The sequence below is a fragment of the Mesorhizobium sp. AA22 genome (assembly GCF_001672375.2).
Lineage (GTDB): Bacteria > Pseudomonadota > Alphaproteobacteria > Rhizobiales > Rhizobiaceae > Mesorhizobium > Mesorhizobium wenxiniae.
In genome coordinates this window covers 4592101-4604497 of record NZ_CP048406.1, presented here as the reverse complement: position 1 = coordinate 4604497, position 12397 = coordinate 4592101, and the positions used below count along the sequence as shown (strand labels likewise).

12 protein-coding genes are annotated in these 12397 nt (G+C 62.6%); 6 read left to right on the top strand and 6 right to left on the bottom strand.

Features of this window, described 5'->3' with window-relative positions; translation table 11 throughout:
• Positions 1 to 486 precede the first annotated feature (486 nt).
• Positions 487 to 1713, top strand: coding sequence for an anion transporter (locus A9K68_RS22215; RefSeq protein ID WP_065008985.1), 1227 nt, complete (start codon positions 487 to 489; stop codon positions 1711 to 1713).
• Between the two features lie 53 nt (positions 1714 to 1766).
• Here the strand turns inward: A9K68_RS22215 and A9K68_RS22210 are convergent, their stop codons facing one another.
• The 5 genes from A9K68_RS22210 to A9K68_RS22190 form a co-directional block, all read right to left on the bottom strand.
• Positions 1767 to 2156 carry a YkvA family protein gene (locus A9K68_RS22210; RefSeq protein ID WP_065008986.1) on the bottom strand — a complete coding sequence of 130 codons (390 nt, stop codon included), beginning with the start codon at positions 2154 to 2156 and terminating at the stop codon, positions 1767 to 1769.
• 486 nt (positions 2157 to 2642) lie between these two features.
• Positions 2643 to 2972, bottom strand: a complete 330-nt coding sequence (locus tag A9K68_RS22205; protein ID WP_065008987.1) for a cupredoxin family copper-binding protein — start codon at positions 2970 to 2972, stop codon at positions 2643 to 2645.
• A complete protein-coding gene (locus A9K68_RS22200) occupies positions 2969 to 3493 on the bottom strand; it encodes a DUF4142 domain-containing protein (RefSeq protein WP_065009014.1) in 525 nt (174 codons plus the stop codon). The genes A9K68_RS22205 and A9K68_RS22200 overlap by 4 nt, the downstream gene beginning before the upstream one ends.
• 100 nt (positions 3494 to 3593) lie before the next feature.
• Positions 3594 to 4274: an RNA polymerase sigma factor gene (locus A9K68_RS22195; RefSeq protein ID WP_065008988.1), complete on the bottom strand. Its 681-nt coding sequence runs from the start codon at positions 4272 to 4274 to the stop codon at positions 3594 to 3596.
• A 212-nt stretch (positions 4275 to 4486) separates the two neighbouring features.
• Entirely contained in the window at positions 4487 to 5656 is a 1170-nt protein-coding gene (locus A9K68_RS22190) for a cystathionine beta-lyase (RefSeq protein WP_065009015.1), read from the bottom strand.
• Positions 5657 to 6101: 445 nt separating this feature from the next.
• Between A9K68_RS22190 and A9K68_RS22185 the strand changes: the two genes are divergently transcribed.
• The 5 genes from A9K68_RS22185 (at position 6102) to A9K68_RS22165 (ending at position 11154) form a co-directional block, all read left to right on the top strand.
• Positions 6102 to 7130 (top strand): amino acid ABC transporter substrate-binding protein, encoded by a 1029-nt coding sequence (locus A9K68_RS22185; RefSeq protein WP_065008989.1) that lies wholly within the window; start codon positions 6102 to 6104, stop codon positions 7128 to 7130.
• 63 nt (positions 7131 to 7193) lie between these two features.
• Complete coding sequence (locus tag A9K68_RS22180) at positions 7194 to 8381, top strand: amino acid ABC transporter permease (protein ID WP_029354257.1); 1188 nt, start codon at positions 7194 to 7196, stop codon at positions 8379 to 8381.
• Positions 8382 to 8385: 4 nt separating this feature from the next.
• A complete protein-coding gene (locus A9K68_RS22175) occupies positions 8386 to 9543 on the top strand; it encodes an amino acid ABC transporter permease (protein WP_029354255.1) in 1158 nt (385 codons plus the stop codon).
• 21 nt (positions 9544 to 9564) lie between these two features.
• Positions 9565 to 10368, top strand: a complete 804-nt coding sequence (locus A9K68_RS22170; protein WP_065008990.1) for an amino acid ABC transporter ATP-binding protein — start codon at positions 9565 to 9567, stop codon at positions 10366 to 10368.
• A 102-nt stretch (positions 10369 to 10470) separates the two neighbouring features.
• Complete coding sequence (locus A9K68_RS22165; RefSeq protein ID WP_203546854.1) at positions 10471 to 11154, top strand: TIGR02117 family protein; 684 nt, start codon at positions 10471 to 10473, stop codon at positions 11152 to 11154.
• Between the two features lie 9 nt (positions 11155 to 11163).
• Here the strand turns inward: A9K68_RS22165 and A9K68_RS22160 are convergent, their stop codons facing one another.
• Positions 11164 to 12387, bottom strand: coding sequence for an FAD-dependent monooxygenase (locus tag A9K68_RS22160; protein ID WP_065008991.1), 1224 nt, complete (start codon positions 12385 to 12387; stop codon positions 11164 to 11166).
• Positions 12388 to 12397 lie beyond the last annotated feature (10 nt).

Genomic DNA, 12397 nt, shown 5'->3' with positions numbered 1-12397 from the left:
ACAATTACCCAATAGATGTACCGCAGCACGGGAGTGGAACTCATTCCGGCAAACCTCTACCGCCGTTTCAACTCCGCAATCGGCTGCTTGTTCCAGCGTCAGTCGGGTGTTCAGCGCTCGCCTTGCCATGCCGAAGGCGCGTTCTTCGCTTTGCTGGTCGGCCGGCCCATAGGTGGAGACAGTCTCCATCCTCGCCATGATCGAGCCACGATTCAATGAGCCTGGGCTTCTTCTAAGCCTTCATCTTCGACGGAAGCATACCCAGCGTTTACGAGAAACTCTGCTGGTGTGATTGTCTGGGTGAGTTGGCCGATGGTGCGCCAGTCTCTCCGATTGTTCGACGCTGTGCGCGTCGCATCAATGTTTGATATTGCCAAGGCTTGCCCGATCGGATTGAGCTCGGGTGAGTATGGCGGCAGGAATCATAGCTTGCGCCGGCTACCGTTATGGCAGGGCAGGGCGGATCTGAACGGGGCTTTCCCACGAATGACATTGATGGGTGCGGCCGCACTGCTGATCCTGATCCTGACCTATGCCGGCGTTGCCATCGGCAGGATCCCCGGCTTACGCCTTGACCGGGCAGGCGTTGCGCTGCTCGGCGGTGCGGCGATGATCGCCATCGGCGCGCTCAGCCTGGAGGACGCCTACCGCGCCATCAATTTCGACACCATCACGCTGCTGCTCGGCATGATGATCGTCGTCGCGCATCTGAAGGTATCGGGCGCCTTTCGCGCACTCGGCGCCGTTGCCATCGAGCACGCACATGCGCCGTTTATGCTGCTGCTGATGGTGACGCTGCTGACCGGCGTCCTGTCAGCGTTCCTGGTCAACGACGCGATCTGCCTGGTCATGGCGCCGATCGTCGTCCACGTCACCCGGGTCATCAACCGCAACCCAATTCCCTACCTGATCGCCACCGCCACGGCGTCGAATTGCGGCAGCGTCGCCACCATCACCGGAAACCCGCAGAACATGGTCATCGGCGCGCTGTCGGGGATTTCCTATCCGGCCTTCTCGGCGGCCCTGGCGCCGGTCGCGCTGTTTGGCCTCGTCGCCGTCGTCGTCATCGTGCGCATCGTCTATCGCGCCGAATTTGCGCGCAAGACCGAGCTCAGCCCCGAAGTCTATCGCGGCCGCATGCTGCCGGGACAGGTGCTCAAGGCAGTGGTCGTCTGCATCGGACTGGCAATCGCCTTCTTCGCCGGCGTTCCGGTTGCCAAGGCCGCACTGATCGGCGGCGCCATCCTTCTTGTGACCCGCGCCATCAAGCCGGCGCGCATCTACCGCGAGATAGACGGGCCGCTGCTGTTCATGTTCGCCGGCCTTTTCATCGTCGTCGCCGGCGCCGAGAAGGCGCTTCTCACCCCCGAGATCATCGCCTCGGCAAAGGACCTCGGGCTGGACGATGTCTGGCGGCTGTCCGGCTTCACCGCAGTGCTGTCCAACATCATGAGCAACGTTCCGGCCGTGCTGGCGCTGCGGCCGTTCATACCCGGCCTGGAGAGCCCCGAACGCGCCTGGCTGGTCGTCGCCATGAGCTCGACGTTGGCCGGCAATTTCACGCTGCTCGGCTCGGTGGCCAATCTGATTGTCGCAGAGCAGGCGCGCGCCGCCGGCAAGGCGCTGTCTTTCGGAGCCTTCTTCAGGGTCGGAGCGCCGCTGACGCTGATCACGCTGCTTGCTGGGACTGCGTGGCTGGCGCTTGGGTTTTAGGCCGCCGGCGCAGCAGGCAAGGGCGGTTTCAAGTGCAAGCAAGCGTGATCGGACTATCTGGCGTGGGTGGGCCAAAAGGCCCAGATCAGCAAAGCTGCGAAAGCCAGCCAGAGCGCCACGATAAAGAACATTCCCGTCCTGCTTTGCGGGCGTGTTTCGAGCGCGGCAGCCTGCGCTCGAAACTCGTCCATCAGCGGCGGCGGAACAAGCCTTATGGCCAGGATTACGCCGAGCGGTACGATGATCAGGTCGTCAAGATAGCCGAGCACCGGAATGAAATCGGGGATCAGGTCGATTGGGGAAAGCGCATAGGCGGCCACCATCCCCGCCACGAGTTTCGCGGACCAGGGCACCCGAGGATCGCGTGCGGCGAACCACAGGGCGACGACATCAAGCTTCATGTCGCGCGCCCGGCTCTTTGCCGCTTCCAGCCATGCTTTCATAGGGTAACTTTAGCACAGATTGTCGTCCGCCTGCATTCGAGCGGCGGTCGATGGTCGTAGAAAGACTGGACCGCACCGTCCGTGGCGCGTCCCAAAGGATGCGCGGTGCTCTATCGCTCCGACGATTCGGTGCTGCTCGCCGGCTTCGAAACATAGGCGTCGTCGGCGAGGCTCCTCAGCTTTTCGGCCGCGGCCGCCCCTAAAATCGCCTCGAAGCGCCGGTTGGCCTCCACCGACACGACATATGCCTGCTGGTATCGCTTTTCCGAGTGGCGTCAGCACAGCATGTTTCGTTCGCCGGTCGTGGGCATCCTGGCGGACCTCTACCAGACCGCGCGCTGTGGGAAGCCTACGACGCTGCCCGCGCCACCCTGTTCGCACCACCCTGTTCGCCGCGACGCAGACCGGCGAGCCGGCGCCTCGCTACCAGGCGGCTTGATGCCGCCCGACCGCCCTGTGCGTGCAGGGCGGTCTCTGCTGGCTTGGCTAGGGCGACTTCACCGTCATTTGGCCTTTCATGTTGGGGTGGAAGCGGCAGAAATAGTCGAACGAACCTGCCCTCTTCAGCGTCAGGCTCGCCGATGTCTTCGGCGGGATCATCACCTCCCAGCCGCCGGTGACGGTCGCCGTGTGGGCGAACACGTCTTTGTTGACCCACTCGATCGTGTCGCCGACCTTCGCCTCGATGCTTGCGGGCGAAAACACCAGCTTCTCGATCGTCACCTCAATCGTTTCGGCCTTGGCGGATGCGGCAGCAATAGTTAGCGCCATTGCAATCCACAGATGCCGTTTCGACACCGTCGATGCTGTACTCATTTCAGCATGCCGGCGACATGTTCGGCATGCTGTTCATGGCCCTGGAATAGCTTCAGGCCGGTCTCCAGAAGGCTCTTCAGTTCGGCATTCTCGGCCGAGGGGATCAGCAGGGTTTCGAGCGCGCCGTTGACCTGCTTGTGATAGGCGACCTCGTTGTCAACATAGGCCTTGTCGAACGCGGCGCCGTCGAGCTTGGCGAGCTTCGCCCGTTCCTCGTCCGCCGCCTTGGTCAGCGCCTTGCTGGTGCCGTTGTCCTCTGGCGTCACGTTGAGCTTCTTGAGCAGGTCAAGCGCTTGTTTGTTTACGGCTTCATGGTCTCGCACCATGTCTTTGGCGAAGTCGAGAATCTCCTTGTTTTTCGATTTCTTCAGCGCTTGCATGGCCGCCTCGACGTCAAGCACGCCGGCTGTGTAGGCGATGTGGGCGATCTGCGGGTCGCTCGGCTTATCGGAGGCTTGCGCCAACGTTGCTGTGCTGAGCAGGAAAAGCGCTGCCAGTGCGGTGGTCGATCGAATAAACATGACGTTCTCCTTCGCCCGGATGCGAATGGCTCCGGGCATTTCCAGTTGACGATGATTGGATGCCGGGCGGGGGCAAACGTTCCCGGGAATTCGGGAAAAATCAGTCTGTAAAGCCAAGCCGCTGCATCACCGCGGCGGTCAGCCGTTCACACCGGCGGCCGGCGAAGGGGAAGGCATCGAGCAGCACCGGGCCGATCTGATCGTCCAGCGCCTTGCGGACGAGGGCGCGGGCGCGGTGCAGCCGGGTCTTGACGGTTTCGGGCCGCACATCAAGCAATTCTGCGGTCTCGTCTATGCTGAGACCCTCGATCACCCGCGCCACGAATACTGTCCGGTAGACATCGGGAAGGCGATCGGTCGCCCGTTCGACAAGCTCGAGGATCTGCCGTTGCGCCATCGTCCGCTCCGGATCGTCGCTGGGATTAAGGGGAAACTTGATGATTTCGGCTTGTAGACTTTGCGGCATCGCTACCGTTCGCCGCCTCTTGCGCAAACGCCCAAGCGCCTCATTGATGACGATGCGCGACAGCCATGTGGCGAGAGAGGATTCGCCGCGAAAATCCCCGAGCTGGGCAAAGGCCCTGACATAGGCCTCCTGCACGATGTCCTCAGCCTCGCTGTCGTTGCGGACGACGCTGCGGGCGATACGATAGAGCCGCTGGTTGTGCGTCTTGATAATCGTGCGGAAGGCTCCGCCCTCGCGTGCCAAGGCGCGGCCGACAAGCTGCATCTCGCCAGATGCGGCGGGCATGACGGTCGCAGCCGTGAGCGGTTTCCTCATCGCGAGCCAATCTCCTGACCGGAAGCAAATCCTCCGATCGAAACATTGGACGGGCTAACCGAGAAAAGGTTCCCGAACATTTTTCCCGGCGGCCCGACTACGCTACCGCTTCGACCAGCAGCTTGTCTGCAGCTTGCGCGCGCCGTTGCGGCCAGCAGATCGGTCTGCGTGATCAGGCCGAGGATGCGCCTGTTGGAAGACCCTGCCGTCGCTCAAGCAGCCGCCGCCGCAGCGAGGCCGCGCGCCAGATCGGCTTTCAGGTCGTCGACGTCTTCAAGCCCGATCTGCAAGCGGACGAGCGGGCCGTCATAAGGGCCCTTGGCGACGACGCGGTCGCCGAGGAACACCGGCACGGCAAGGCTCTCATAGCCGCCCCAGGAATAGCCAAGGCCGAATATCCTGAGCGCGTCGAGGAAGGCATGCTGCTGTTTCTGGCCGCCGCCAGCTAGGACGATCGAAAAAATGCCGCTCGAGCCGCAGAAGTCGCGCTTCCAGAGAGTGTGATCGGGGTGGCTGGCAAGCGCTGGATGCAGCACGCGCGCCACGCCCGGCTGGCCCTCCAGCCAGCCGGCGATGGCCAGTGCGCTGCGCTGATGGTGGTCGAGGCGCACACCCATGGTGCGCAGGCCGCGCAGCACCTGATAGACATCGTCCGGCCCGGCGCAGCAGCCCATCGTGTAGAACGTCTCGCAAAGCTGTTTCCAGCAGGCCGTGTTGGCCGACGCGGTGCCGAGCAGCACATCGGAATGGCCAGCCGGGTATTTCGTCGCCGCATGAATCGAGATGTCGACGCCGTGGTCGAGCGGGCGGAAGTAGAGCGGCGTCGCCCAGGTGTTATCCATCATGACGATCGCGCCTGCGGCGTGTGCCGCGCTGGCGATGGCCGGTATGTCCTGCACCTCGAACGTGTTGGATGCCGGCGATTCGGTGAACACGACCCTGGTGTTGGGCTTGATCAGCGCCGCTATACCGGCACCGACATGCGGATCGTAGTACTCTACCTCGACGCCCAGCCGTTTCAGCATCGTGTCGGCGAAATTGCGGGTCGGGTGATAGACGGAATCGACGATCAGGACATGGTCGCCCGCCGACAGGAAGGCGAGCAGCGGCACCGTCACCGCCGCCAGGCCCGAGGGCACCAGGATCGTGCCGGCCGAGCCTTCGAGCGCGTCGATCGCGCCGGCAAGCGCGTCGGTGGTCGGCGTGCCGCGCGTGCCGTAGGTGTATTTCTGGCTGCGTGCCGCCATCGTCGCCGCGTTGGGATAGAGCACGGTCGAGGCATGCACGACCGGCGGATTGACGAAGCCGAAATAGTCGTGCGGATTGTTGCCCGAATGGGCAAGCCGCGTGTTGATGCCCATTTCGTTGCCGTCTTTTGCCATTGCGCTTCGCCTCTGATGAAGCGCTAGCCATAGTGCGGCGGCATTGGCCGCGCAACCGTTCGCCACCCGCCAGCCGGCGGGCTTTGGATATGCCAATTCATCGCACGACAAGTCAGTCATGGGCCGTAAATCCGAGCGACGGGTTTTGCCGGCCCAGCCCCCGATTTGCGTTGACCGGGCTTTGCCGGCTTTGTTCGCACGGCTGGCTAATTTCCAGGCGCGTTTGTCTGCAATTCAGGCATTTGCGGCAATTGGTTTTCAAACTCTTTCGGTTTAGGTCATTTCCCTTGACCTCACTGAAATAATCGCCTTCGATGCAGTTCGTGAATGGGAGGCAGCGCGTCGGTTGCGATGCGGGGTTCCGGGAATGGGCCGGAACCGAAAGCTGCGTTCACACGGAAAAAGTCAGGTTCGCCTGAAAAAAACAGAAAAGGGTCTGTGGGTTATGAAACACATTGCAATCGGCATTCTGGGCGCCGCCGCGCTTGGGTTGGTGGCTTCGGCCGCGTCGGCGGCCACGCTCGACGACGTCAAGGCCAAGGGCTTCATCCAATGCGGCGTCTCGACCGGTCTGGCCGGCTTCTCGGCGCCGGACGACAAGGGCGACTGGCAAGGCATCGATGCGGATTTCTGCCGCGCTGTCGCGGCCGCCGTTTTCGGCGATGGCACCAAGGTCAAATTCACGCCGCTCAGTGCCAAGGAACGCTTCACCGCGCTGCAGTCAGGCGAGATCGACATCCTGTCGCGCAACACCACCTGGACCATCAACCGCGATACCGCACTCGGCCTGAACTTCATTGGCGTGACCTATTATGACGGCCAGGGCTTCATGATCAACGCCAAGAAGCTGCCGGGCGTGAATTCCGCGCTGCAGCTTTCCGGCGCGGCGGTTTGCGTGCAGAGCGGCACGACAACCGAGCTCAACCTTGCCGACTATTTCAAGTCGAACAAGATGGAGTACAACCCGGTCGTCTTCGAGAAATTGGAAGAGGTCAACGCCGCCTATGACGCCGGCCGCTGCGATGTCTACACCACCGACCAGTCGGGTCTCTACGGCATCCGCCTGACGCTTGGCGCCCCGGCCGACCACGTTGTGCTACCCGAGATCATCTCAAAAGAACCGCTTGGACCGGCCGTGCGTCAGGGTGACGACCAGTGGTACCACATCGTCAAGTGGACTTATTTCGCGTTGCTGCAGGCCGAGGAACTCGGCATCACCAAGGCCAATGTCGACGAGATGAAGAACTCGGACAACCCGGAGATCAAGCGCGTGCTCGGAACTGAGCCCGACACCAAGATCGGCACCGACCTCGGTGTCTCCAATGACTGGGTGGTCAACATCGTCAAGGCTGTCGGCAACTATGGCGAAATGTTCGAACGCAATGTCGGTTCGGGCAGCCCGCTCAAGATCGCGCGCGGCATCAACGCGTTGTGGACCAAGGGCGGCCTGCAGTACTCTCCGCCGATCCGCTGACCGAAATGTGATCCGGAAGGCAGATCGTCTGCCTTCCGGTTTCTCTTTTCAGGGGATGGTCGAATGGCATCGCAGGAAATTCTTCGCGAGGAGCCAAGCCGCGGCTCCTTCATCAACGATCCGAAGGTCCGCGGCATATTCTTCCAGGCGGTGGTCGTCATCGTGCTGGTGGCGTTGGTTTGGTGGATCGTCCAAAACACCATCGACAATCTGACGCGCCTGCGCATTGCATCAGGCTTCGGGTTCCTCAGGGGCCGCGCCGGCTTCGACATTAGTGACAGCGCCATCGCCTACTCGTCGGATTCCACCTATGGCCGCGCCATTCTGGTCGGCTTCATCAACACGCTCATCGTTGCCGTCTCCGGCATCATCACCGCGACCATAATCGGCTTTATCCTCGGCGTCGGCCGACTTTCGCACAACTGGCTGATCCGCAAGATCTGCACGGTCTATGTCGAGGTCTTCCGCAACATCCCGCCGCTGCTGGTCATCTTCTTCTGGTATTCAGGCGTGCTTTCGGTGCTGCCGCCGCCGCGCGAGAGCATCAATTTGCCGTTCAGCTCCTTTCTCAACCAACGTGGCTTTTATTTTCCGCGCGCCGTGTGGGGCGAAGGCTCCTGGCTGATCCTGGTCGCTCTGCTTCTCGGCATCGCCATGGCGTGGTTCGTCGCCCGCAAGGCGCGTCAGCGGCAGATGGCGACCGGCCAGCAATTCCCTGTGTTCTGGACATCGGCGGCTTTGATCATCGGCTTGCCGTTGCTGGCCTATGCGCTGAGCGGCTTCCCGCTGAGCTTCGATTATCCAAAGCAATCGACCTTCAACCTGACCGGCGGCTTTCAGGTCAAGCCGGAGTTCCTGTCGCTCTATTTGGCGCTGTCCTTCTATACGGCCGCCTTCATCGCCGAAATCGTGCGGGCCGGCATCATGGGCGTCAGTAAGGGGCAGACCGAGGCAGCCGGTGCCCTCGGGCTGCGGCCGGGATCGATTCTGCGGCTTGTCGTCATTCCGCAAGCCATGCGCATCGTCATTCCGCCGCTGACCAGCCAGTATCTGAACCTGACCAAGAACTCGTCGCTGGCCATCGCCATCGGCTACCCGGACCTGACGGCGACGACCGGCACGGTGCTGAACCAGACCGGCCAGGCGATCGAGTGCGTGCTGATCATGATGGTGGTCTATCTCGCGCTCAGCCTGTTGACGTCGGCGATCATGAACGTGGTCAACGCCAGAATGGCGCTGGTGGAGAGGTAGCGACATGCAGGAGCACGACCTTTCCTTCGTCCGCGTCGAAATGGCGCTGGCACAGTCGGCGCCAGCAAGTGAGCGCGGTCTGGGCGCCTGGATACGCAAAAACCTGATTGCTTCGACCGGCGACACGATCCTGACCATCATCGGCATCGTGCTGGTCGCAATGATCCTGCCGCAACTGATCAGCTGGGCTTTCATCAACGCCCAATGGACCGGAACCGACCGTACGTTCTGCGCCACGGTGGCGCAGGGCGGCATCCAGCCGGATGGTTGGTCGGGCGCCTGCTGGGCCTTCGTCAACGCCAAATTCGGCCAGTTCATGTTCGGCCGCTATCCGATCGATGAGCGCTGGCGGCCGATCCTCGTCGCCATCCTGTTCGTGGCGCTTCTGGTGCCGCTGCTCATCCCGAAGGTGCCGCGCAAGGGGCTGAACGCAATTTTATTCTTCGGGGCGCTGCCGATCGTTGCTTTCATCCTGCTGGTTGGCGGCGTGTTCGGCCTGCCGCATGTCGAAACCCCGCTATGGGGCGGGCTTCTGGTGACGCTCACCCTGTCCTTCGTCGGCATTGCCGTGTCGCTGCCGATCGGCATTGTGCTGGCGCTGGGGCGGCGATCGAAGATGCCGATCGTCAAGATGCTGTGCGTCATCTTCATCGAGACGGTGCGCGGCATCCCGCTGATCACCGTCCTGTTCATGGCCAGCGTCATGCTGCCGCTGTTCCTGCCGGCCGGCGTCACCTTCGACAAGTTCCTGAGGGCGCTGATCGGTGTCTCGCTGTTTGCCGCTGCCTATATGGCCGAAGTGGTGCGCGGCGGCCTGCAGGCGATCCCCAAGGGCCAGTATGAGGGTGCGGATTCGCTCGGCCTCGGCTACTGGCAGAAGATGGGCCTGATCGTGCTGCCGCAGGCGCTGAAGCTGGTCATTCCCGGCATCGTCAATACCTTCATCGGAATGTTCAAGGACACCAGCCTGGTCTCAATCATCTCGATGTTCGACCTGCTCGGCGTCGTCAAACAGAATTTTTCCGACGCCAACTGGGCAACGCCGCAGACGGCCAGGTCCGGCCTGGTGTTCGCTGCCTTCGTCTTCTGGATGTTCTGTTTCGGCATGTCGCGTTATTCGATGTTCACGGAACGCCGGCTCGATACCAGCTACAAACGCTAAGAACAAAAAAGGGGACCTTCCATGGCCACAGAAAATGCAGTCAGCGCGGAAGAGATCAAGGTCAATGCCGCCAAGATGCAGGTATCCACCACCGACGTCGCCATCGACATCATCGCTATGCACAAATGGTACGGCGAATTCCACGTGCTGAAGGATATCAATCTGAAGGTGATGCGCGGCGAGCGCATCGTCATTTGCGGCCCTTCGGGCTCCGGCAAATCGACGATGATCCGCTGCATCAACCGGCTGGAAGAGCACCAGAAGGGCAAGATCATCGTCGATGGCAAGGAATTGACCAACGACCTTAAGAAGATCGACGAAGTGCGCCGCGAGGTGGGCATGGTTTTCCAGCACTTCAACCTGTTCCCGCATTTGACCATCCTGGAAAACTGCACGCTGGCGCCGATCTGGGTGCGCAAGACGCCGAAGAAACAGGCCGAGGAAATCGCCATGCACTTCCTCACGCGCGTCAAGATCCCGGAACAGGCCAACAAATATCCCGGCCAGCTTTCCGGCGGCCAGCAGCAGCGCGTCGCCATCGCCCGCTCGTTATGCATGAACCCGCGCATCATGCTGTTCGACGAGCCGACCTCTGCGCTCGATCCCGAAATGATCAAGGAAGTGCTGGAGACAATGGTCGGCCTCGCCGAAGAGGGCATGACCATGCTCTGCGTCACCCACGAGATGGGCTTTGCCCGCAAGGTCGCCAACCGGGTGATCTTCATGGATCAGGGCCAGATCGTCGAGCAGAACACGCCGGCCGAGTTCTTCGACAATCCGCGCCACGAGCGCACAAAACTGTTCCTGTCGCAGATCCTGCACTGATCGCTCTCACGCGAATCAGAAGAGCCCGGCCGAATCCTGCCGGGCTCTTTTGCATCTGGGCCGTCAGCCGGCGATTGCGCCCCGATTGCGAGGCCGTCCCTCATGAAAAAGCCGTCCCTCGTGAAAAAGCTTGGGCGTTTTTTCGCCATTCTGGTGGTGGCAATCGTGCTTGCCGTGGTTTTGGGCACGTTCATTCCACGGCCGCTCTTGCCGGCGGCCGCCGCCGATCCCGTAGCCACCAGGCACATCCTGGTGCTGAAAAATCCGATCCACACCGATATCGCCGTCCCGGTCGATGACGACGTGCGCAAGCGCTTCCATTTCCTGGTCGATGGCGGCATTCCGGACGACATGGCTGGGGTCCGCTACATCGTCTTCGGCTGGGGAGGCCGCGCCTTCTATCTGGAGACGCCGACCTGGTCGGAACTAAAGGCGGTGCCGGTGATGAAGGCGCTGACACTGGACGCATCGGTGATGCATATCGATGTCGCCGGCAACATTGTCGAGCCGCACCCCGACGTCGCCGGCTTCGACATCAGCGAGGAGCGTTTTGCGGCGCTGCTCGACTTCATCACCGCCAGTTTCCAGCAAGGGCCGAACGGTCCCATCCCAGTCGAGAATGCCGCCTCCAGGTTCGACCGCTTCTACGAAGCCAACGGCCATTTCAACGCGCTGGTTGGCTGCAACACCTGGACAGCGGCGGCTCTGCGTATCGCCGGCCTGCGGACAGGCTGGTGGAATCCGCTGCCGGCCTCGCTCGACCTGTCGATGCGGATTTATAATTGATGCTTGGCACTAGTGTCCGACGGTTTCCGGTACCTGCCAGCCATAAAGCCAATCGAGATCGGCGGCGAGCCTTTCCGGAGAGCGCAATCTCAGAAACAGGTTGCGCGCGACCGCCACCGGCCCGGAAGCGTGCCAGGCGAGACGGTTGACAGCACCGCGGCGGGCGACCTTGGCGATGCGCGGGCGCCGCACCTTTTCCCAGGCGGCAAGGGCGCTCCAGGGGTCGGCAGGCGAGGCGGCGACAAACCCGGCAAGGGTTGCGGCATCCTCGATCGCCATCGCCGCGCCTTGCGCCGCAAACGGCGTCATCGCATGCGCGGCGTCGCCGATCAGCGCGATGCCGGCGGGCGTTGTCCATGGCTGTGCCTGGTCGACCGTATGGATCGGCCATGCGGTCCACGGGCCGGCATCCTCGGCAAGCCGGGCCAGTGCTGCCGCGGTGCCACGCATCGCGCCGACGAGGATGTTGGGGTCGGCGTGGCCCGACCAGCCCTCGGCGATGATCTCGCCCCTGGTGAAGGCGGCCAGGTTGAACGCCGTGCCGTTGCTGACCGGATAGGCGACGAGGTGAAAACCGGGATGCAGGAAGGCGGTCACGCAATTGGCGGCGCCGACCGCCGCAAGCGCTTCTCCCGCGACACTGTCTGCACTGATCGTAGCGCGCCAGGCAAGCTCGCCCGAAAACCGGCTTTTGGCCGCAAACCCGCGAAGAGCACGGATAGCCGACCACACGCCGTCGGCGCCGATCAGCAGAAAGCCGTCGGCTTCGACCGTCTTGCCGGCAATCTCGACTGTTGCCGTGGTATGGCGCGGTCCTGCGGCGATGCCGCCGACGCGCGCGCCGGTGACGAGACTGATGTCCGGCTGTTCGGCAAGGCGCGCCATGAGCGCGTCTTGCAGATCGGCCCGATGAGCGACGAGATAGGGCGCGTGCCAGCGCCTTTCGGCTTCTTCGCCAAGCGGCACCCGCGCCAGCTCGCGCAGTGTGGCGGCGTCCCTGAGCACGACGGCCTCTGGCCGCACCGCCGCCGGCAACAGCCGGTCGAGCACGCCGAGCTGGCGAAGGATGCGCGTTGCGTTGGGTGACAGCTGGATCCCGGCGCCGGCTGCTTCGCGCGGCGCCTGTTCGAACAGCCGCAACAGATAGCCGCGTTCGGAAAATGCCAGCGCCGCAGTCAGTCCGGCGACGCCGGCTCCGGCGATAACGACCTGCCGGGACCGGATGTCGTCCATGGGGATGGCG

What these genes read in the sequence shown, in the direction of transcription:
- A9K68_RS22215 (WP_065008985.1), top strand. Translation starts at nt 487, where the DNA reads ATGACATTGATGGGTGCGGCCGCACTGCTGATCCTGATCCTGACCTAT.
- A9K68_RS22210 (WP_065008986.1), bottom strand. Translation starts at nt 2,156, where the DNA reads ATGAAAGCATGGCTGGAAGCGGCAAAGAGCCGGGCGCGCGACATGAAG.
- A9K68_RS22205 (WP_065008987.1), bottom strand. Translation starts at nt 2,972, where the DNA reads ATGAGTACAGCATCGACGGTGTCGAAACGGCATCTGTGGATTGCAATG.
- A9K68_RS22200 (WP_065009014.1), bottom strand. Translation starts at nt 3,493, where the DNA reads ATGTTTATTCGATCGACCACCGCACTGGCAGCGCTTTTCCTGCTCAGC.
- A9K68_RS22195 (WP_065008988.1), bottom strand. Translation starts at nt 4,274, where the DNA reads ATGAGGAAACCGCTCACGGCTGCGACCGTCATGCCCGCCGCATCTGGC.
- A9K68_RS22190 (WP_065009015.1), bottom strand. Translation starts at nt 5,656, where the DNA reads ATGGCAAAAGACGGCAACGAAATGGGCATCAACACGCGGCTTGCCCAT.
- A9K68_RS22185 (WP_065008989.1), top strand. Translation starts at nt 6,102, where the DNA reads ATGAAACACATTGCAATCGGCATTCTGGGCGCCGCCGCGCTTGGGTTG.
- A9K68_RS22180 (WP_029354257.1), top strand. Translation starts at nt 7,194, where the DNA reads ATGGCATCGCAGGAAATTCTTCGCGAGGAGCCAAGCCGCGGCTCCTTC.
- A9K68_RS22175 (WP_029354255.1), top strand. Translation starts at nt 8,386, where the DNA reads ATGCAGGAGCACGACCTTTCCTTCGTCCGCGTCGAAATGGCGCTGGCA.
- A9K68_RS22170 (WP_065008990.1), top strand. Translation starts at nt 9,565, where the DNA reads ATGGCCACAGAAAATGCAGTCAGCGCGGAAGAGATCAAGGTCAATGCC.
- A9K68_RS22165 (WP_203546854.1), top strand. Translation starts at nt 10,471, where the DNA reads ATGAAAAAGCCGTCCCTCGTGAAAAAGCTTGGGCGTTTTTTCGCCATT.
- A9K68_RS22160 (WP_065008991.1), bottom strand. Translation starts at nt 12,387, where the DNA reads ATGGACGACATCCGGTCCCGGCAGGTCGTTATCGCCGGAGCCGGCGTC.